This window comes from Allorhodopirellula heiligendammensis, assembly GCF_007860105.1.
Classification (GTDB): domain Bacteria; phylum Planctomycetota; class Planctomycetia; order Pirellulales; family Pirellulaceae; genus Rhodopirellula; species Rhodopirellula heiligendammensis.
The window spans coordinates 54,716-75,601 of the sequence record NZ_SJPU01000004.1 but is presented as its reverse complement, the minus strand read 5'-3'; the positions used below and the strand labels follow the sequence as shown (position 1 = coordinate 75,601).

The window sequence follows — 20,886 nt, the reverse complement described above, 5'->3', positions numbered from 1 at the left end:
CATCAGCGGAGCAGCGTGCACAGCTGAGAATACGGCAAGTTTCAGACGTTGGCGACAATTCCAGTGCTGTCGGCGAACGCATTGGTGGTGACGCCGAGTCGCTGGAGCATAGTGACGTATAGATTCGACAGCGGCATGTCCTCTCCTTTCGCTTCATCTTGCCATGGCTCACGCTTGCCGAGCCAGGGGCCGCCTTGGAAATTCATTCCTGCATGGTTGAGATACTGTCCGTGCTTGAATCCCATGTGTTTTCCACCGGCGAGAATCAGCGGGTAGTTTCGCGATAAATGGAAGGCGCTCGATGCAGATCCAAAGAGCAGCAGCGAATTGTCTAGCATGCTCCCTGTGCCGGCTGGTTCGGGTGTCGCTTTGAGTTTCGCGATGAGTCGCCCGTACTCTTCATTGAGGAACTGGCAGTAGACGCCGAAATTCTTCCAGCCACCAGGATTCTTGGTCTCATGCGACAATTGATGAGCAAGATTGAAACCGACCGCGCGAGCGAGGTGATCGCTACGGCCGACACCGTTTTCCCGACCGATTTGATATGTCGCCACCCGAGTTGAGTCGGTTTTGAATGCCAGGTAGATCAAATCGAACATCGTGCGGAGATACTCACGTGGCTCATCGGTTGTTAACTCAAGATTCAACGGGTCCCCATCGAGCTGTGGCAGGGGGGCGTCGAGCCAGCGTTTAGCCTTTTCCACCTTGACTTCGGCCTGACGTACCGAATCCAAGTATTCGTCCAAATTCTTGCGATCGCTTGCCGATAATGTTTTCCGCAACGACCTCGCGTCGGAGAGCATGTCATCGAGCGCACTCCGGCTCATCGCGAGACGCCGAGAGGAATCACCATCGCTTTTGACAAACAACTGATCAAAGATCTGCTTGGGCCGGTGCTCCGCTGGAATGGGACGACCGTTGCGGTCGAACGAGATTGTGTGAGTACCCCGAGCCGTCCCCGTGCCCCCGTCGGTCGACATGACCAGGGATGCGAATCGTGTCTGATCACCTACGTGTTTGGCATACTCTTGGTCGAGAGAAATTGAGTTACTGTACTCACGGTCTCCGCCCCCGGTCGCCGCGCCGGTTAGAAATTGGTCCGCGTTATTGTGGCCGTGCACATCTCGCGCGTTGATGTGCGAGAATCCCGACAACACCGTGAGGTCACTCTTGAGCTGTTCGAGCGGTTCCATGCACTTGGTGAATTCGAACTCGGAGCCATTTCCATGAGGAAACCAAGCCCACTCCTGATAGGCAGGGTCCTCTGGCAGTGGCATCGGAACGCCATCGGGAAAGTAGAAACAGCCAAGGCGTTTGGGATTGTCAGTCGCTCCGTTAGCACAAGCCTTCGAAGTCGCCAGCGATCCGAACAATGGCAGTGCCAGAGCAATCCCGCTGCCCCGCAGGAATCGCCGCCGGTCGATATGGTTCAAATTCGCTTTCATCTTCCTGCCTTCATGTGAGGGTCTCGTTCAGGGTGGCCGACCACCGTGAGAACGCTATCTGGTTTGAAACAAATCACTGTGTACGATTTCTCGAACCACAGTCTTCAGCCCATCGCCTTGTATACGCACTTCCGCGGTGATGGCATCCATGTCCGCTTGGTCGGCAAACGTGAGTGTGCGTCCCAATGCGTACGTCGTCAGTTTGTGCACGATTGCCTGCACGAACTGATCCTGCCGATGTTCAAGCAAGAACCGCTTGAGCCCTTCCATTCCATCGAGTGTCTGATGATTAAACAGCTCGCTCGATGCATCGACAGGCTTCCCGCGGATCTCGTCGCGCCACTGCCCTAACGCGTCATAATTTTCGAATGCGATGCCCCAGGGATCAATCTTTACGTGACAAGACATGCAAGCGGCGTGATTGCGATGATCCTCGATTCGTTCCTTCAGCGTCATTTTAGCGATCTCTGGGTCGGCCAGGTCGATCTGCGGCACCGCTGGCGGAGGCGGCGGTGGAGGATCATTCAGGAGGCTCTCCAACACCCAAATCGCGCGTTTCAAGGGATGCGAGTCGGGCCAGTCGGAATTCATCGCCAACAGTCCGGCCTGCGTCAATAGTCCACCACGTTGATACTCGCCGTCCAACTTCACACGGCGAAACTCGTTACCGAAAACGTCATCGAGACCATAGTGTTCGGCGAGCCGCTCGTTGACCATCGTGTAGTCGCTGTGAATGAAGTCAAGAACGCTCTCGTCCTCACGCAGCACCTCATTGAATACGGCGATCGGTTCATGCTGCATCGCTTCCTTCAGCAGTGGATCGAAATGTCGGATGTGCTGGTTGAAATTCATGAAGTCCAGCAACTGCATGTCGAGCCATTGATGCACGAAGTGTTCGGCAAAACGCGTGCTCCGCGGATCGGTCAACATCCGCTCGACTTGAGATGCGAGCACGTTGGGTTGAGCGAGCTGGCCAGATTCCGCCAGCTCTAACAGCTCCTCGTCGGGGATACTGCACCATAGGAACATCGATAGTCGGGATGCCAGAGCGTAGTCGTTCAACACCGTTCGCTGGGAGGTTTCAGTGGGAAGCTCCGAGGTATCATTGGTGACGTACAGGAACTGGGGAGACGCCAGCACGGCCGCGAGTACCTCAATCACCGCTTCTTCAAAACGATCGCATTGGGGGCGGATCTTGGAAAAGAGCGTCAGCTTGCGATCAATCTCGTCATCCGTCACTGGGCGACGCCACGCGCGCACCATGAATGCCCTCAGGATCTGCTCCGCGTAGACAGATTCATCGTTGGCATCGTCGCTTTCCAGAAAGATTCGCCGGTGTGATTCAGGTGGCCATTGGTCGTAAACGGGTGCAGCAACGCTGACATAATTCACTTGGATCTCGGCGGGAGATGCCGAACTGTTCGCCAGACGGATGTACTCCGACGGACTCGGGGTCGCGCCCATCGGAGATGATTTTCGAACCGAGTTGCGTGGATAGATCTCACCCAAAGGCACGTCCCACTGAATCAGTTGTGGTTTTTCGGGGCCGGCAGTGACGGGCGTGTCCATCTCACTGACTCGCAGCAGAGCACGCCCCTCATTGCTCGCTTGCCATCCGAACAGAAGCTGCATGCTCGGAACCCTGTTGCTGTCGCCATGGACGCGTGACGCCTGCACTGTTACACGCATGGTCCCTTCGTCAGGCAGCTGATTGCCAAGTTCGACAACTAGCTGCTGTTGGCGACCGGCTGGCAAGATGGCGACGCAATCGAATGAATCGGGAATCTCAGGGGGAATGTCGGTCGGACTGAATGCGTAGCGTGCGCCGTTGTACTGCCAGCGTGTATCAACCGTCCGGCCGCTTGAAAGTTCTTTAAAGTAAGCCGTGCGATGTGGTTTCTTAAAACTGGCCTCGAGCCGATCCAGTTCGGCTTTCAGCTGCTCGGGCTCATCTTTAAGCTCCTTCTTGGCCTTGTCGAGCTGCTCGTCCAACTTCGGCCATTCTCGCTCGGCTGCGTCGGCCATCGCGACGCCCCAGTAATGCGTCGGTGGGCGATCGCCTGATACAGTTGCCCGGTTGAGCGCGGTTCGAGCAATGCGATGATACGTCTCAAGCTGCGAGACGGTGAGGTGCAGCAGATCAGAACTGTTTTGAAAGCCCTCTTCGGTATGCGATTCTGGTGGCAGGTCTTTGGCAAAGTCCCACGGCAAGCCCAATAGGTCTTGGAGCGCATAGTTGTACTCGTACCGCGTCATGCGACGGAACGTAGTATGTGCACCTGTATTGCGACGCACGGTCGACGCGATCTGTAGTTCGTTTGCCAACCAATTCACTAGTAGCAGACGATCGGCCTCTCCTAGCTCGCTGTCGTCTGGAGGTGGCATTTCGCCTTTGGTCAGGACTGCAAAGACTTCGGACCACCAGTCTGTGTCCGGTCCCGACAGGAGATCAGGATCGAGCGTGTCAATTCTAAAATTGCCCTCCGATTCATAGGGACCGTGACAATCAAAACAATTTTCTTCTAGTAGCGGTTTGATCGTCGCTTCGAACTGAGCCAAGTTCGCTTGCGGTGGAGACTGGTTCCCCCCATCGGCCGGCCGGTGTGCGTCGCCTGCCCGCCCGACTTTAAACCGCGAACGCTCGTACCCATTGGCCTTCAATTCCTCGAGACTGGTGGCCGTGTCAGCGACCTCCGCCTCGGACGAGTGATTCGGGGATGCCGCGTTATGCTCGCCTCCGTAGGCATTGAACGCCGTTGCGAGGATGGCGATAGAGCACAGTGTCAGCGGGAGGCGACGCGCATTTTGGGCGGGGATCAGCATAAGGCGGGCAGACCTATTTTCTCAGGTCGAATGATGCAGGCGGGATCCAAACATGAATTAACCATGCTCGGACGCTACCATCATAACAACTACCCGGGGCGACCGGTGTCGACTGCAGCAATGCTATCCGCGACAAATCGATCCGCGGCTCACTGCGGACGAATATGCGACGTCGCATGTCTATAGCGGGTACGAATCCAACCTAGGGGCGTGTCTCGTAAATGTGACTCAACGTCGGTGCTCGCATTATCGTCGACCCATTCGGCCCGCATGCACGCTATCAGTTGATTACTGAACCCGCTGTTGCTCTTTGCCGGCATTGTAGGTGTCATGCGCCGCGCCGCGACTCCGACCGGCATCTATTCATTGACAGGGAAGGTGTTGGTGGAAATCCGGGGGAGTCTTCGTGCTAGTGGGAGGGTTGATTGTGCTCGTTATCTCGGTACAGTCGGTAGCGATTTTCCTCTGACATTTCCGCATTTTGTATGAGTAACTCTTCTCCTGTTTGCATCGATCGCAAACGAAGATCGACTGACTTTCCGGGAGCGTGTCCCTTCGTCCAGAGGATTTCGACTAAGTCCTCACTCAAACGCTTCTTCCATTTCTCGCCGTAAAGACGTTGAGCGTGTGGGACGAGTTCGTCAATGGAGATTGCGTCGATTTCGAGCCATTGATACGCCTCCGCGTTGAAGTGAACGATGACCTGTTCCTCGGCAAACTCCATACGTGTGAAAGGTGAGCGTTTCGGTGGGCCAAGGAGTGAGTTCTCAGTTGCCAGCGGCGCTCGGAGATTATGGGCGTCCAGTTCAGGGCCAGCGGGTGCGGCTGCGTGATCGACCTCGATTTTCGCAACCCATTTGCCGCCCGCCTCAATGATTACTTGGTCGCCATGCAGTTGGATGTGCATGCCTTCCGCTTTCGCTTCGACCGAGTACTTGCCTGCTCGCAGCCGCGCCGTATTACCTTCTTGGCTGACTGTCAGCTCGCGGACGATCTTGCCGTCCTGCTTGATTACAACGGGCACATCGCTGCGGGCGTTGTTTTCGATACGAAGTGTTCCCGTAGTCGTTTCCAGAATGACGACAGCACCCGCAAACAGGCAGAAGCCCAATGTCGCCGTCGCGACGAGCCAACGCAGCAGTGGGGTGGTTGGTCGTCTGGCACAGGACGGTTTCGAAACTGCGACCCGATCCTCGTAAGATGGAGCGGCAACCGTTGCCGGTTGCTGCAGATGCCCATGCCACGCCTGCAATACGTCCGCAACTTCTTCGGCAGATTGAAAACGTCCCGCGGGTGACTTGCACAGCAACTTGGCGACAATCTGTTCAAGCCATTCGGGAACCTCTGCGTTGATGCTTCGGAGGGACCGGGGTTGGTCATGGACGATGCGATTGAGCACACCCATGGTCGTCTCGGCGCGAAAGGGACTGCGTCCGGTGAGCATGAAGTACATAAGACTTCCCAGAGAAAAGAGATCGCTACGAGGATCAATCGCATCGCCGTGAGCTTGTTCCGGCGACATGTACTGCGGTGTTCCGGCAATCACTCCCGATCGTGTCATGCTCGCGTCATCGATGGCGCGAGCCAAGCCAAAGTCGGTTATTTGCACCCGTTCGACGCCGTTTTCCAAAAGTACATTGGCCGGTTTAATGTCCCGGTGAACGAGTCCTTGTTCGTGAGCGGCAGACAAACCTTGAGCGACCTGGAAGGCAATGCGGACGGTTTCGATATTACCGATGGGCCCCGAGTCACGGACCCGAGTATCGACGCTTCTGCCTTCCACTACAGGCATGACGAGATAGGGTATGCCCTCATATTGGTCGACGGTTTGAATCGGAACCACGTGGGGGTGTACGACGGCAGCGGCGCTTTTCGCCTCGCGAGAGAATCGCTTTCTCGCGGCGGCGCTGCAGGCGAGTTCGGGGGCGAGCATCTTGATCGCCGAGTGTCGATTCAGCGAGGTATCAAAGCCTCGCATCACAACACCCATACCGCCACGTCCAAGGATTTCCAAAATCTCGTAGCGTGCGAAGCGTCCTAACGATCCGGGATGATCGGTGGGTTGAAGAGCCGGCGATTGATTTGGCTCCGCTGCGTCATGATCGAGGACATCAGCTGGACACATTGACTCGACTCGTAACAACTCAGTGGCCTGGTTCCAATCGAAATTTGACTCGGCCAAGGTTTCGAGTTCAGCCTGGCACTGACTGCATGATTCGAGATGCGTTTGCATGTCCCTGGACTCTAGCGACGAATCCTCGTCCAAGAATCCTTGCAGTTGACGACGGTCATAATGGAAACTTGCGATCATCGGATTCAACCTCTTTTTTAAGGCGGGCCATGACGCGGCAACGGGCGACGCGAATGGAACCTGGGGATTTCTCCAGTTGCGCAGCCGCAGCCGGGATGGACAGACGTTCGATGGCAGTCAACCAGAAGGACTGCCAAACCGTTTCGGAGAATTGATCGCGAATATGGTCGCATGCTCGCAGCAGCTGCTCCCGTTTGACCTCGACGTCCCATAGAGTCGCTGTGTCTTCGGTAACGAAGTGTTGTTTCAATGCCCGCAGCATCTGGCTACCTCCAGCACCCAGGTGGTGCGCGGGCTGTCGAAGTCGGTCGATGGCAGTATCGCGGGCTAGTTTGTGTAGCCAACCGCGAAACGAGCCCGGCTGGGCACAGTCGAAGCCGCCGACCTTGCGGCTGACGATTACAAACACTTCCTGTGTAACGTCTTCCGCATCGGCAGCTTGCAGTCCGCGAGCTTGTGCGACGCGAAAAATGATGTCGTGGTACAGACGCACGAATTCATTCCAAGCCTGCTCAGCCTCGGGATTGGCGAGCATGCCAACGAGAGTCGATCGTGTTTCTGGACCTTGCAAATCAGTGTTCTCCTGGCAGTAACCCGAACGCCAACTTCAATTGTTACAGGAAATCTTCAAAATTCACGACTTTCCGCCCCGGGCGGAAGCCTTAGCAACCCAGAATACTGGAAAGAAGATTGGCAATTCGGGAGCAAGGACTCTCTCGGGATGAATCCAACTCGCTGTAATGCCATAGAGCTGCGCAACTACCTTGCTCACAATGTGATAGAATCTCACGCTGGATATCTCTGACGTGGATCTTCCGTATCATCGCAAACCCATCCGACTGTCTGATAAACAGGGCTGCTGGGCGTCGCTCCGCAGTCCCATGTCAGGACGCCGACAGACTTTCCACCGGAAGCGCCCCGCGAACGCGATGCGGCTGTCCACCTCAGCGGTGCGCGAAAGCACCGAATTTACATTTACTGGAAACGCAGTATGCGAAGACGTTCGGCCTACTTTTGTCATCTTCTTTTGATCGGGATTCTTCTGTCGCCCGGGCTCAATTTGCGTGCGTCCGCTCAGCCACAGTCGAGGCCATTACAGGACCAACTCGCCGAATTATGCCGCAAGCATGATGTGCCGGGTATGACCGCTGCAGTTGTCAACGCTGAGGGGCTGGTGCAGGCAGATTGTTTCGGCGTTCGCAAACGCGGAACGTCCGACAAGATTGAGTTAACTGACCGATTTCCAATTGGGTCTAACACGAAGTCCATGGTAGCTACTCTAGCAGCCGTGTTGGTGGAAGGTGGAAGGATTGATTGGAACACGACCATCGGCGACGTGTGGCCCAACGCCAGCGACGACCATCTCCATCCGAAGCTGCGTGCTGTTACGCTCGATCAATTGTTGTCTCACCAAAGTGGGCTAGCTGGCAATATCTCTGATATTTCGAATCAGGAGTGGGCGAGTTTCTTCGAAGAAAGACGCACACCCGTGTTGGAACGCCGCCATCTACTCAAGCTCGTACTTGCCAAGGCACCTTCGCAGGCGCAGGGAACGTTCGTCTATTCGAATCTCGGTTACGCAATTGCTTCGGCGATGATGGAAACGCGTGCCGGTAAATCTTTTGAGTCTCTTATGAAGGCACATGTCTTCTCGCCGCTGGCGATGCGTTCGGCAGATTTTCGCACGCTAGCAGCAGCAAAGCAGCTACAGCCGCCATTGCTGTGGGGACATCAGGCTGAAACTGGCGAACCCGCTGATCCGAGAACAGCGGGAGTCGAAAATCCCACCGTGTACGCTGCCGCAGGTACCGTTCACGTATCCCTCGAAGACTACGCGAAGTACGCCCAGTGGCAGTTGGCAGGAAAGCCTTCGCCAGTGCTGCGAACGCAAGATGCATTCGACCATCTTCACACGCCGCAATGTGACTATACGAGTCCAGGAGCGAAGTATGGAGCTGGTTGGATCATGATGGATACGCCACTCGGTCCTGCTCTGAACCACACGGGCTCCAATACGAATGCATTCGCATTAATTTGGCTGTTTCCAGAATCAGATTTAGGGGTGATTGTGTGTACGAACTCAGGCCAACCCCAAGCGTTTACAGCTTGCGACGAAATGGTTGGCTTTTTGATGAAGAAATATGCACCCGCGAGCGATTCGCGATCGGACGCCAACGCCATCACACCGGAACGTCTGGTTGGTCGCTATCAACTCACACCCAGTTTTGTCTTTGACGTTCGTCTTCAAGACGGTCACTTGATGGTGGGTATCACCAACCAGCCAACGCAGGAAGTCTTTGCGGATTCGCCGACGAAGTGGTCCTACCGCGGGGTCGATGCGCAATTGGAATTTCATATCCGCGCGCAAGGATCGTCCTATGCGCTGACGCTTCACCAAAACGGCGCTGCTCAGGTAGCGAAACGCGTTCGTGACTGATCCCATCTCAAGGCATGAATCGAATCTCGGAGTTTCTAGTCGGTGAGACTCCTATACTTGTGTTTGGGATCGTTCGGGTCTCATCGTCAAAATGCGGGCCGGCGAGCATTCCGTCAAAATTCTCTCGTCACCCTGTGCGATGGAACAGTAGCAGCCTAACCTTGCCCACTCCGCAATCCAGCTTGCCCGTGGATCGGCGGAGCAATTCACGACTATGAAAGTTGCCAAATGAAGAAGATCCAGCGCATCATTCGCGATGTCCAGCAACACTGGGTAGGCGATGGCTTTCCAGTGCGAAGCCTGTTTTCTTACGGAGGTGGGAATGATTTTGATCCGTTTCTGTTACTTGATTACGCTGGCCCACATGAATTCGCCGCGGGCGAAGCTAAACGCGGCGTTAGTGAGCATCCGCATCGTGGGTTCGAAACTGTAACGATTTTGTATCAGGGCGAATTGGAGCATCGTGACTCCAGTGGCAGTCACGGGACGCTCGGCCCGGGTGACGTGCAGTGGATGACGGCGGCTTCGGGTATCGTTCACGAAGAGTTCCATAGTCGCCAATTCGCCGAGAGCGGCGGTACGCTCGAAATGGTCCAGCTTTGGGTCAACCTCCGCAGTGGCGACAAGGCATCGCCACCGAAGTACCAAGACCTGAGAGATAGTGAGTTTCCGCGTGTCGAACTACCTGGTGGTGCGGGAACGGCACGCGTGATCGCGGGTCAGTTCGGAGACACTCGGGGAGTTGCCAGTACATTTTCACCTATCAATGTCTGGGACCTTCAACTAAATGCCGGCGCCAGTTGCACCGTTAATGTCCCGGTCGGCCACACGACTGTGCTGATCGCACAGGCAGGACGTGTGTCCGTCAACGAGACAGCGATGAACGCGGTCGAGCTCGCTTTGTTCGAACGCGACGGAGACGCGATTGCCATTGAATCTCAGACAATATCCCGACTACTGATCTTAACAGGCGAGCCGCTCGGCGAGCCAGTCGTCGGTCAGGGCCCATTCGTCATGAATTCCCGGGAAGAAATCCATGCGGCGATCCGGGACTACCAATCCGGTAAGATGGGACATCTCAGCTGAAATACTCCGACCACGGTCGAGCAATGATGGTCGAAGCGAACCGAACGCATGCCTAAGAACGTCGTTGTGACCTCAGGCGAAGATCTCAGTTACCACTCGGCTCGGGTTCACCCCGGTGAGTTTTTGATCGAGTCCTTGGTAGGGAAACGTTAAACGTCCGTGATCGATCCCCAGCAGGTGCAGCATGGTCGCGTGCAGATCGCGAACGTGTACGGGGTTCTCAACGATGTTGTAGCTGAACTCATCCGTTTTCCCATATCGCATTCCTCCCCGGACACCGCCGCCGGCAATCAAAGCGGTAAAGCAGCGTGGATGATGATCGCGTCCGTAGACATCGTGAGTGAGCGTCCCCTGGCAGTAGATGGTGCGACCGAACTCGCCCGCGAAGACAACCAACGTATCTTCAAGGAGCCCCCGGCGTTCGAGGTCGGCCAACAAGGCACTGGTTGGTTGATCAACGTCACTGCACTGAGCGATCAGGTTCGGCGGCAGCTTGCTGTGATGGTCCCAACCGCGGTGGAACAGCTGAATGAACCGCACGTCCCGCTCGGCCATGCGACGGGCGAGCAAACAGTTTCTGGCATAGGACCCCGGCTTGTCCACATCGGGACCGTACATTGCCAGCGTTTCCGCTGACTCGTCTGAGATATCGGTCAGCTCCGGCACCGACGTCTGCATCCGAAATGCCATCTCCTGTTGAGCGATGGTGGTTTGTATTTCAGGGTCACCAATCTCAGCAAAATGTTTTTGGTTGAGCACGCCGAGACTGTCGAGCATCCGTCGACGAACGTCTGCGTTAACGCCGCGTGGGTTGGATAGGAATAGAACGGGATCGCCCGCCGTTTGGAAACTGGTGCCTTGATGCTTCGAAGGCAAAAACCCGCTCCCCCACAGCCGCGAGTACAGACCTTGCACGTTTACTTTGCCACCCCAGAAGGCCGAGGGCATGACCACATAATCGGGCAGATCTTTGTTGAGGGTCCCCAACCCATAGCTCAGCCACGCACCCATGCTCGGCTTTCCAGGAATCTCCGATCCTGTGCTGAACAGCGTTTTGCCAGGGTCATGGTTAATCGAATCTGTATTCATCGAGTCGATAAAGCACAGCTTATCAACCTGTTTTGACAGATGCGGCAGTAACTCGCTCATCCACAGTCCCGACTCTCCCGCCTGAGCAAACTTGAACTTTGTCGATGCGATCAGCTGGGTTTGCCCCTTCGTCATCGCTGTGACACGCTGTCCTTGGCTGACGGATTTCGGCAATTCTTGTTTGAAGTACTGATCGAGATTGGGTTTGTAGTCAAACAGATCCATCTGGCTTGGCCCGCCTGCCATGAACAGGAAGATGACACGTTTGGCCTTGGGAGCATGATGGCATCCGGGGGGCAAACCAGTTTCCTTCGCAGCGGACGCACTTTCCGCATGGGCTGATCGAGACAGCAGCGAAGCCATCGCGGTGGTGCCCAATCCCATACCCGCATGGGTGAGGAAGCGACGTCGGTTCTCTAAATCAGCCAAGTCCTGGGGGGTACTCATGTTTCAATCCTTGGTCTTGGTAATGTCGAGGTTGTAGAGGGTGCTGGTAAGCATCGTCCAAGCTGCCAGTTCTGCCTGCGCAGCGGCGTCCGTACGATCTTGCGTTGACGGTTCCAGCACCACGTCACGATAAACATTCGCTGCCAGCTCGGGTGCGGCGCGATACTTGGTCTGCAAGTCGTCGAGCAACGCCTGCATGACCGACTGCTCCTGTTCGTCAGGTAGTTGTGCGGTAACAGTCTCCCAGAGGTAATCCAACCTAGATTCCGCTGGCTGTTGGAGTGTTCTTACCGCCAGTTGTCCGGCCGCCTTGAGATATTCGGGTTCATTGAGCAACAGCAAGGCTTGCAGCGGCGTGTTCGTTCGCTCCCGCCGGGCGATGCAGGCATCACGATTGGGAGCGTTGAGGATCGTCATCTGGGGCGGTGGCATCGCCCGTTTCCAGAATGTGTAGACACTGCGGCGGTAAATGGCATCGCCTGCGTCAGGATGGAAAACTTCGCCGGTCATTGATACCGCTTTCCATAGCCCGGCAGGTTGAGGAGGTTTGACCGCTGGACCATACATCTTGTCGCTCAGCAGGCCGCTGGTGGCCAAGATTTGATCTCGGACCATCTCCGCATCGAGGCGATAACGGGATCCGCGAGCCAGCAGTCGATTCTCAGGGTCGGCTGAGAATACCTCGGGTGACGCCTCGGACGCTTGACGATACGCGTGCGACATCACGATCTGTTTCACCAACGCTTTGACGTCCCAGCCCGCCTCGACAAACGAAACGGTGAGGTAGTCCAGTAACTCCGGATGACTCGGCACGCCGCCCTGGTTTCCGAAATCTTCCGAGGTCTTAACGAGGCCGACTCCGAATAACTGTTGCCAAAATCGATTGACGGCGACGCGCGCGGTCAGCGGGTTCCTGGAGTCAACGAACCATTCAGCCAAGTCCATACGGCTGGCGACGTCTCCAGACTTTTCTAACGGTGGCAAGAACTCAGGTGTGTTCCGCATGACTTGCTCACCCAATGCGTCATACAGTCCGCGATTTCGTATAAACGTGGGGCGAACCTCGCTACGTTCCTTCATCACCATCGCTTGGGTGACGTTCTTGGCGATCTGCTCACGCTGAGAGCGGAGTGCGTTCAGTTCAGCGGTGAGGGGTTTCGCTGGCTCTTCATCCTCCGCGTTCTCAATCTGCTTTTCTACTGAGGCAATTTGCTGGTCAAGCTGCTCGAGACTCTGTCTTTGCGCTGGAGTGGGCAGTGAAACGAAGGGGGGCTGCAGCCCATTTTGGGGTCTCGCCTTGGTTTCGGGCTCAGCATCGATGTTATCGAAAAACGCATACAACGCGTAAAAATCTTTCTGTGTGATCGGATCGAACTTGTGATCGTGGCACTGGGCGCACTGCACGGTCAGCCCCATGAACGCAGTGCTGACGGCGGTGATGCGGTCGACCACGTTTTTGAATTGGCTCTCTTCGGGGAGAGCCGTGCCGACGTCAATGATGAGGTGCAATCGATTGAAGGCTGAGGCAATCAATTGGTCGTCCGTCGGATCAGGATACAGATCACCCGCCAGCTGGTATCGGACGAAGTCATCATAGGGCAGGTCATCATTGAAGGCCCGGATCACCCAGTCACGGTACGCTACATTATTTCGATAAAAATCTTTGTGCATACCGTTGGTATCAGCAAATCGGACCAAGTCCAACCAGTATCTTGCCATGTGTTCACCGTACTCGGGACGGCTAATCAATCGATCAACGCACGCTTCCCACGCATTCTCAGGCGATTTCTCATAAGCGGCTAAAAACGCGTCAATTTCCGCCAACGTAGGTGGTAGACCGGTCAAGTCGAAAGTGAGGCGTCGAAGCAGGGTCCGCGGGTTTGCTTGTGCGGCCGGCTGCATGTCATCTGCTTCGAGCCGGCTGAGCACGAAGGCATCGATGGGCTGGTCACTCCACTCAGATTGCTGCGTCGCGGGGACCTCTGGCATGACCGGCGGCGAGAAGGCCCAGAATTCCTCGTAGTGACCGCCTTGCTCGATCCAGCGACGGATCAGAGACTGCTCTTCTTGGGTGAGGGGTTTTAGGTGCGAATCGGAGGGTGGCATCCGCAAATCGTCGTCTTCTGTGCTGATTCGGTTGAAAACCTCACTGTCGTCAGGCGATCCCGGTTCGATCGCATAGTTGAGCGCCCCCTCGTCTCCATCTGGACGATCCAATCGCAGCCCTGCTTCGCGGGATTCCTCGTCGGGGCCATGGCAGGCAAAGCATTTCTCAGAAATCAGTGGACGAATGTCTCGACCGAACGATATGTCATCCGCTGCCGCGTCGCGTCCAACGAGCGTCGCCAAAATCGGCAAGAGGGCGGCGACGCGCCAACTCGAGGCGGATGATTTGTGTAGAAACGAGATGATGTTCATGCCGTAATTCTAATGGTTATGTTTTCGATGTGCACGCAAAATCGATCGACGTGCCCTCACGCTCAGAGCGTCCAGCCGAGGCTGTACCACCACGCGAGAGTCACCATTGTGGTGGCAAATACGATCAAGCTGAGCGGGAATCCGAATGCGAGGTAGTCGCGTAGCTCGTAGCCACCAACACTGTACACCATCGTGTTGGTTTGGTATCCGAAAGGCGTCAGGAAACTCGCCGACGCGGCGATCATCACGCATAGTACCAGTGGTGTTGGGTCCATTTGCAGTCCGGTGGCGGCGGACCATGCGATTTGAAACATGATGACAGCGGCAGCGCTGTTGGTAATCAATTCGGTGCAGATGACGGTCGCCAGGTAAACCGCAGCAAGCATTTTGAGAGGGCTGCCACCAGCGAGTTGCAGGAGTCCATTGGCAATCATTTCCGCCGCACCGCTCAGTCGCATCGCTTCCCCGATCCCGATTGCAGCACCGATAATGATCAGCACCGACCAGTCCACACTGCGCCGGGCTTCGCCGGAGGTGCAGCAACGGAAAGCGATCATGGCGATGGCGGCAAGCATGGCGGCTGTCAGGATTTCCATCCAGCCCAGGGCTGCGACGATCACCATGGCCGCCGTAATCGTGATGGCCAAGACCGCCTTCTCGTGACGGCGGACCTCGCCACGCTCCACGCGACTCACCAAGTAAAAGTCTCTGGAACTACGTTGCCGGTGTACGAACGAGGGGGACGCCTCGAGTAGCAGTACGTCACCAGGCTCGATTCTCACATCACCCAATTTTCCCATCAGCCGCCGTCCACCGCGCGCGACTGCGACAACGGCAGCGTTGTAGTTGGATCGGAATTTCCCTTGGCGAATCGTTTTACCAATCAGAGAGCACTGGGTGCTGACAACGGCCTCGATCAAAGTCCGTTGCCAGGCGGGAACTTCGAGTTTGCGGGCTTGGCCGTCGGGCGTCGTCAGGCCACGAATCTTGCGTAGGTCGACGACGCTTTCAAGCGCGCCGACGAGAATAAGAATATCATCCCCGTAGATTCTCTGCTCGGGCTTGGCCGCCTCGATGCGGCCGTCGGCGCGCTGGATCTCGGCAACATACAAACCTGGCAGAGCGCGCAGGCCAGCTTGTTGGATGGTCTTTCCAACGAGGGGGCCGAGCGGCACAACCTGCATCTCGACGGTGTACTTCTGCGGATCATCACTGATGCTGACCGGCGGTTTGCGTTCAGGCAGTAACCAGGGCGAGGCATAGATGATGTAGATCAAACCGAGGATGGTGGCCGGCACACCAGCGAGTGCAGGTGCGAAGAAGCCCAGCGTCTCGCCGCCGACCTGTTTCTCCATGAACAAATCACGCACAATAAGGTTGGTACTCGTGCCCATCAACGTGCACATTCCCCCCAAGATTGCAGTGTAGGAAAGTGGCAACAGTAGCCGACTCGGGCTGGCACCAATCCGTTTGCTGACATCGTGGACGACTGGCAGCAACGCTGCCACGACCGGGGTGTTGTTGAGAAAACCTGACAATGCTGCGACGGGCACGAGGATCCGAAGCAGCGCGCTGCGCAGGCCTTTAACACCACCCAACAACCATCCCGTGGCGTATTCGGTCCCACCGGTCAGTTCCAGCCCTGAGACGATTGCGAACAACAGCGCAATGGTGACGAGCCCCTTGTTGCCAAAGCCAGAAACCGCGTCAGCTGGTGTTGGCAGTTTAGCGGTGCCGGAGAGGTCTTGCGCGAGGACAAGAATTGCCAGCCCAGCCAGAGCGAGCAGATCCGTCGCAGCCACACGCATGGCGAGACTCAATAACAAACCGGCCGCGACCGCCAGGGTCAACCACATCTGCCAATCGGCCGGGAGCATCATGAAACAAGAATCTCAAAGCGTAGGAGTTAGGCAACCTAGAGTGAGGCCACCCAGAGTAATTCATCAGACCGATATCGTCGCTCCTGAATTGCCATTAAACTAGCCCCCGTCCGCTCCGAGTCGAACTCGCTGCCACTCCTTCCCCTCCACTCTCCCAATCTCCCGCCTCATGTCTGCCACATCACCGCCGCCTGCGCCGGCTCCACCGCTCGCTTCCAATGCGGCACACGCGTCTCGGCCCGGTCCATGGATCATCGCTGGACTTGTCGTGCTGTTGCTGATCTTGCATCAGGACAATTGGTTTTGGACCGACGGCCGCCTCGTATTCGGTTTTATCCCCATCGGTTTATTCTGGCACGCCTGTCTCTCGATCGCCGCCTCGTTTACGTGGTTTCTGACGACCAAAATCGCATGGCCGATCGAGCCTGAATTTGAGGCTGCCGTTGACGCCAACACTGGCGATGAAGATGTATCGGGGGAGGTGGTTCAATGATGTCCATAAATTCAATTGGTACGTTGATCGCCCAGGCACCTGGCCCCGCTGCCGATGGCGGTTGGCTGACGCATCCTGGGTTACCGCAGTTCGTCATCATCCTGATTTACCTATCGCTGCTACTGCTCCTCGGCGTGTTTTCGAGTCGCTTGTTCAGCGGAACCAAAGAGGACTATCAGGTCGCCAGTCATTCGATCGGACCGTTCCTGCTGTTGATGAGTATTTTCGGCACGACGATGACCGCATTCGCGCTCGTTGGCAGCAGCAGTGAAGCGTTCAAGGAAGGCATTGGTGTGTACGGGATGCTCGCCAGCAGCAGCGGGATCATTCACTCAATGTGCTTTTTCCTCATTGGTGTGAAGGTCTGGAAGGTCGCCCGGGTGAGAGGATATACCACACAGATAGAGTTTTTCCGCGATCGCCTCGATAGTGACTTCATCGGCCTGCTTCTGTTTCCGATCTTAGTCGGGCTGGTTATTCCCTATCTACTTGTGGGCGTGATTGGCGGCGGCACGGTCGTACAGACACTGACGGCGGGACTGTCACCGGATTGGTTTCCAGCATTGCTCCCTGACGGATCTCCCAACCGTGGGCTGCACGGAGGTATTCCACCGTGGCTCGGGGCATTGTTGATATGCGGCGTCGTGTTGGTGTATGTATTCATGGGTGGGATGCGTGGGACAACCTGGGCGAACACGTTTCAAACGATGGTGTTCATGATTCTTGGTGTCGTCACGTTTGTCGTGATTGCCAATCGTCTCGGCGGGCAGGTTAGCTTCCTCGACAACCTGAAGGTGCTCGGCGAATCGATTCCGGTCAACCGTGCGACGCGAGTCGATATGAGTAAGAGTTTGTTCTTCACGTATCTGTTAATCCCCTTATCGGTCGGCATGTTCCCGCATCTATTCCAACACTGGATGACTGCGAAGAGTGCGGCATCGTTCAAGATTCCGGTGATCTGCCATCCGCTCTTCATCATGATCGTATGGGTGCCGTGCGTGCTCGTCGGTGTGTGGGCGACAGGTGAGTTCGCCCCGAAACTGCCGCTGATTCCCGGTACCGACAAGGTCAATGCGAATGCGGTATTGCCGTTTTTGGTGAAGACACAGACTGGCCCCATTCTTGGTGGTTTTCTCGCAGCTGGGATTTTGGCTGCGATTATGTCGAGTTTGGACAGTCAGTTTTTGTGCATTGGCACGATCTTCAGCAATGACATTTACACGCACTATCGTGGAGCGGAAAACGTCAGTGATAAGCAACAGGTATTTACAACGCGGATGTTCATTATCGCCATCGTGGCGGTGACCTATTTTCTGAGTCTCGACAATCCGACGAGTGTGTTCGCTCTTGGGGTGTGGTGCTTCAGCGGCTTTAGCGCTTTGTTCCCGATCGTGTTCCTGGCGCTCTATTGGCGGGGGCTCAGCGCGGCAGGGGCGATCAGCGGTGTGTTCGCGGCGATCGTGAGTTGGAGCATCTTGTTCTATCACGGCATCAATGCTCCCGAGGGACTGCGTGAGTTCAACCTCCAACTGCATCTGGGCGGTGAAGTGTATTTGATCATGCCGGTGGTTGTGATGTTCTTCAGCTGCCTGATCACGACGGTAGTCGTGTCATTGGTGACACCGAAGCCCAAGCCTGAAACACTGGCGAAGTTTTTCTAGCTGTTGCTTCCGAGGCAATCGTTGTGGCTTCCAGATGACCAGACCGGCCGGAAGCTACAACGAAGGGGCCTGGAATTAAGCCTGACAGGGTTGCGAGATTGCCATTGCGCGGGCGTTAAGCTGCCCGTAGTTCAAGTGCCCCCTCTTGATCCTAGGACTTCGGCCAGACGGCCGCGTGGATGGGCTACTGGTCCATTTTGCGCGGAGCGGGTAGATTTTCGCCCTACTCAACCGCTGCATAACCGACCGGGAATCTACTGGTGAACTACGAAACGATCGTCTCCGCAGAACAACTCGCCGAGTTTTGCGAGCGAATTGCGACGGAGCCGGTAATCGGATTCGATACCGAGTTCGTATCTGAAGACTGTTATCGACCCGAGTTGTGCTTGATTCAAGTTGCTGCTGGGGAGCATCTCGCGATTATCGATCCATATCCCGTCGGCGATACGCAGCCGTTCTGGGATTTGCTAGTGACCCCAGGCCGTACCGTCGTCGCGCATGCGGCACGTGAAGAGATTCGGTTTGCCTATCGTTACACCGGCAAGCCGATTGCGGGCTTGTTCGATACCCAGTTGGCCGCGGGTTTCGTCGGTATCGAATATCCTGCCTCGCTGGGCACGCTCGTCCAGAAGTTGGTCGGGCTGACGCTCCCAAAGGGCGAGACTCGTACGAATTGGAGGCATCGTCCGCTGACCAGCGAGCAGCTCACCTATGCGTTGCACGACGTGACCAATCTGTTTGAAATGTTTGAGAAACTTCGCGGCGAAATCGATCACCTCGATCGGATGTCCTGGGTCGTGGAAGAAACACAGCGACTGCAGCAAAAGGTGATGGACGCGGAAGAGTCAGAGAACTGGCATCGCGTCAGCGGCAGTTCAGGACTGAAGCCCCGCCAGCTTGAGATTGTCCGTCAGCTCTGGCGTTGGCGTGAAGCGATCGCCAAGAGTAAAGATCGTCTGCCACGCCGCATCATGCGCGACGACCTCATCGTCGAACTGGCCAAACGCGGTTCTGCCGACGCGGCCAAAATTCGCAGTATACGCGGGCTCGAACGCCGGAATTACCACGACCAATACGACGATATTGCCGCTGCCATTCAAACGGGACTCAACGCTCACGAAGATGATCTTCCGCGGCGCTCACGCGGTCGATCTCGCGCCGCATCGCCGATGTTAAGTCAATTTCTATCTACCGCAATCGCTTGCATCAGTCGCCAGCATAAAATTGCTCCCGCAATTGTGGGTAACTCCGACGATGTGAAGGATCTGCTCGCCTATGAATTGACCCCGCGGCGCGGTGCGGCGGTACCCGCCCTGCTGCAAGGTTGGCGGGGCGACATTGTGGGTAAAAACTTCCGGAAGATACTCGCCGGAAAATTAGCGATCCGCGTTGCCGATTTAACGGAAGATCAGCCACTCGAATTTTTCAATTGCGAGACGACTCAGTAGCGCATCGCACAGCATTGAAACACGCGACGAAAGCCACCGGCGATTGTTTACGTCGCAAGAAAAATCTCTTCCGGGTAATGCACCTGGACGAGCGTCAAACCATTGGCGGGGGCTGTGGCCCCAGCACGTTTACGGTCTCTCGACTCCAGGACGTCATCGATCCACCGCAGCGGCTGGCGACCGCGACCAACCTCCAACATGGTGCCGACGAGGTTGCGCACCATATTGTAAAGAAACCCATTGCCTTCGACTTCGTAGTACCAACGTTGGCCGAGATTGGCGACCCCGCCCAAGCGGTCGCCACCGACGTGGCGTGGGTCCGCCACCCACGCGCTGTGCGTAATCGTTCGTATCGTGCTGGCCCGAGGCGCACCCGTCGCCTGAAATGCTGCGAAATCGTGCTCGCCGATCACACGTTCTGCCGCCGCCTGCAACAGATCGGTATCGATTGCCGTGTGCACCCGGAGGTGAGTTCGGATCGCGAAAGGATCACGCTGGCCCCCAAATTGTACCTGGTAGCGATATCGCTTGCCGATTGCGTTGGCGATGGGGTGAAAGGACGGAAGGGTTTCACGGACCGCTAAAACGGTAATGTCGGGGGGCAGGCGTGAGTTCAACCCCCGCAGTACCGCTGTCGTATCAGCCCGCCATCCCGGCAGCACGCAGCGGGCAACCTGCCCCCATGCATGCACCCCAGCATCGGTCCGACCGCTGCCGAGAATCCGCAGGGAATATGATGAGGGATCCCGGGGGGATTCACGGTCGCCTGTTCCGATCCCCGACGGATCGGAAATTTCGTCGCTCGTGTGGGCGTTATCCGCTGCGGACTTACCCAAGAGTGTCGCAGCGGCCTGTTCCAGTTCCCCCTGAATCGTGCGCTGCCCGGGTTGTACCTGCCACCCGGAATATTCCGTTCCATCGTAAGCGATTGTTAAATGAAACGTGCGAGACATGAAGTCGGGAGAGGAGAAAAGAGGAGACATTGCCGAAGTAGAATATTGTCCCCACACGATACATTCTCACATCGAGAGCGTGTATCCTAGTGCATGTTTGCCGCATCTGAGGTTCGATCCTGGGGATTGCCAGGAGCACATGTTGGATGCGGCTGAACGCGGGATACTCGATCGATATCTCGACGCGAGCGATTCGTTGAACCGCATGTCCGAAAGGTGGCAGTTTTGCGACTTTGAGCGAGCGGAGATGGCGTTGGAAACCATCGGTCACGCGGTGAGATGCCTCACGTGAATAAACATGCACGACCGCGAGGTGTTGCCCACGCAGTATCAATGATATCGATATTAATATGTTTTGTTGTACGAAATCAAGAAACTTACCTTCTCACCCACCC

Annotated in this window: 13 protein-coding genes; 5 read left to right on the top strand and 8 right to left on the bottom strand. The window is 56.2% G+C overall.

Annotation, left to right across the window (positions count from 1 at the left end):
• Window positions 1-41 precede the first annotated feature (41 nt).
• The 4 genes from Poly21_RS23790 to Poly21_RS23775 all read right to left on the bottom strand — a co-directional run bounded on the left by Poly21_RS23790 (window position 42) and on the right by Poly21_RS23775 (window position 7,150).
• Window positions 42-1,445 (bottom strand): DUF1552 domain-containing protein, encoded by a 1,404-nt coding sequence (locus Poly21_RS23790; RefSeq protein ID WP_146409579.1) that lies wholly within the window; start codon window positions 1,443-1,445, stop codon window positions 42-44.
• A 54-nt stretch (window positions 1,446-1,499) separates the two neighbouring features.
• Window positions 1,500-4,268 carry a DUF1592 domain-containing protein gene (locus tag Poly21_RS23785; protein ID WP_146409578.1) on the bottom strand — a complete coding sequence of 923 codons (2,769 nt, stop codon included), beginning with the start codon at window positions 4,266-4,268 and terminating at the stop codon, window positions 1,500-1,502.
• 409 nt (window positions 4,269-4,677) lie between these two features.
• Window positions 4,678-6,579 carry a serine/threonine-protein kinase gene (locus Poly21_RS23780; RefSeq protein ID WP_146409577.1) on the bottom strand — a complete coding sequence of 634 codons (1,902 nt, stop codon included), beginning with the start codon at window positions 6,577-6,579 and terminating at the stop codon, window positions 4,678-4,680.
• A complete protein-coding gene (locus Poly21_RS23775) occupies window positions 6,557-7,150 on the bottom strand; it encodes an RNA polymerase sigma factor (RefSeq protein WP_302120408.1) in 594 nt (197 codons plus the stop codon). The genes Poly21_RS23780 and Poly21_RS23775 overlap by 23 nt, the downstream gene beginning before the upstream one ends.
• Before the next feature lie 420 nt (window positions 7,151-7,570).
• Here Poly21_RS23775 and Poly21_RS23770 point away from each other — a divergent pair, with 420 nt between their 5' ends.
• Together Poly21_RS23770 and Poly21_RS23765 are read left to right on the top strand one after the other, a co-directional pair.
• Window positions 7,571-9,016 (top strand): serine hydrolase, encoded by a 1,446-nt coding sequence (locus Poly21_RS23770; RefSeq protein WP_146409575.1) that lies wholly within the window; start codon window positions 7,571-7,573, stop codon window positions 9,014-9,016.
• Window positions 9,017-9,244: 228 nt separating this feature from the next.
• Window positions 9,245-10,102 carry a pirin family protein gene (locus Poly21_RS23765; protein ID WP_146409574.1) on the top strand — a complete coding sequence of 286 codons (858 nt, stop codon included), beginning with the start codon at window positions 9,245-9,247 and terminating at the stop codon, window positions 10,100-10,102.
• Between the two features lie 72 nt (window positions 10,103-10,174).
• Here the strand turns inward: Poly21_RS23765 and Poly21_RS23760 are convergent, their stop codons facing one another.
• From Poly21_RS23760 to Poly21_RS23750, 3 genes are all read right to left on the bottom strand, one after another.
• The gene (locus Poly21_RS23760) at window positions 10,175-11,638 is read right to left on the bottom strand and encodes a DUF1501 domain-containing protein (protein WP_146409573.1); all 1,464 of its coding nucleotides are present in this window, start codon (window positions 11,636-11,638) and stop codon (window positions 10,175-10,177) included.
• Between the two features lie 3 nt (window positions 11,639-11,641).
• Window positions 11,642-14,056, bottom strand: a complete 2,415-nt coding sequence (locus Poly21_RS23755; RefSeq protein ID WP_146409572.1) for a PSD1 and planctomycete cytochrome C domain-containing protein — start codon at window positions 14,054-14,056, stop codon at window positions 11,642-11,644.
• A gap of 62 nt (window positions 14,057-14,118) precedes the next feature.
• Window positions 14,119-15,936 (bottom strand): SLC13 family permease, encoded by a 1,818-nt coding sequence (locus tag Poly21_RS23750; RefSeq protein WP_146409571.1) that lies wholly within the window; start codon window positions 15,934-15,936, stop codon window positions 14,119-14,121.
• 169 nt (window positions 15,937-16,105) lie between these two features.
• Between Poly21_RS23750 and Poly21_RS23745 the strand changes: the two genes are divergently transcribed.
• From Poly21_RS23745 to Poly21_RS23735, 3 genes are all read left to right on the top strand, one after another.
• The gene (locus tag Poly21_RS23745; protein WP_146409570.1) at window positions 16,106-16,429 is read left to right on the top strand and encodes a DUF3311 domain-containing protein; all 324 of its coding nucleotides are present in this window, start codon (window positions 16,106-16,108) and stop codon (window positions 16,427-16,429) included.
• A complete protein-coding gene (locus tag Poly21_RS23740; protein WP_146409569.1) occupies window positions 16,426-18,090 on the top strand; it encodes a sodium:solute symporter family protein in 1,665 nt (554 codons plus the stop codon). Before Poly21_RS23745 ends, Poly21_RS23740 begins: the two co-directional genes overlap by 4 nt.
• A 260-nt stretch (window positions 18,091-18,350) precedes the next feature.
• Window positions 18,351-19,538: a ribonuclease D gene (locus Poly21_RS23735; protein WP_146409568.1), complete on the top strand. Its 1,188-nt coding sequence runs from the start codon at window positions 18,351-18,353 to the stop codon at window positions 19,536-19,538.
• Between the two features lie 47 nt (window positions 19,539-19,585).
• Here Poly21_RS23735 and truA read toward each other — a convergent pair whose 3' ends face one another.
• Entirely contained in the window at window positions 19,586-20,491 is a 906-nt protein-coding gene (gene truA, locus Poly21_RS23730) for a tRNA pseudouridine(38-40) synthase TruA (protein WP_146409567.1), read from the bottom strand.
• Between the last annotated feature and the right edge of the window lie 395 nt (window positions 20,492-20,886).

What these genes read in the sequence shown, in the direction of transcription:
- Poly21_RS23790 (WP_146409579.1), bottom strand. Translation starts at nt 1,445, where the DNA reads ATGAAAGCGAATTTGAACCATATCGACCGGCGGCGATTCCTGCGGGGC.
- Poly21_RS23785 (WP_146409578.1), bottom strand. Translation starts at nt 4,268, where the DNA reads ATGCTGATCCCCGCCCAAAATGCGCGTCGCCTCCCGCTGACACTGTGC.
- Poly21_RS23780 (WP_146409577.1), bottom strand. Translation starts at nt 6,579, where the DNA reads ATGATCGCAAGTTTCCATTATGACCGTCGTCAACTGCAAGGATTCTTG.
- Poly21_RS23770 (WP_146409575.1), top strand. Translation starts at nt 7,571, where the DNA reads ATGCGAAGACGTTCGGCCTACTTTTGTCATCTTCTTTTGATCGGGATT.
- Poly21_RS23765 (WP_146409574.1), top strand. Translation starts at nt 9,245, where the DNA reads ATGAAGAAGATCCAGCGCATCATTCGCGATGTCCAGCAACACTGGGTA.
- Poly21_RS23760 (WP_146409573.1), bottom strand. Translation starts at nt 11,638, where the DNA reads ATGAGTACCCCCCAGGACTTGGCTGATTTAGAGAACCGACGTCGCTTC.
- Poly21_RS23755 (WP_146409572.1), bottom strand. Translation starts at nt 14,056, where the DNA reads ATGAACATCATCTCGTTTCTACACAAATCATCCGCCTCGAGTTGGCGC.
- Poly21_RS23750 (WP_146409571.1), bottom strand. Translation starts at nt 15,936, where the DNA reads ATGATGCTCCCGGCCGATTGGCAGATGTGGTTGACCCTGGCGGTCGCG.
- Poly21_RS23745 (WP_146409570.1), top strand. Translation starts at nt 16,106, where the DNA reads ATGTCTGCCACATCACCGCCGCCTGCGCCGGCTCCACCGCTCGCTTCC.
- Poly21_RS23740 (WP_146409569.1), top strand. Translation starts at nt 16,426, where the DNA reads ATGATGTCCATAAATTCAATTGGTACGTTGATCGCCCAGGCACCTGGC.
- truA (WP_146409567.1), bottom strand. Translation starts at nt 20,491, where the DNA reads ATGTCTCGCACGTTTCATTTAACAATCGCTTACGATGGAACGGAATAT.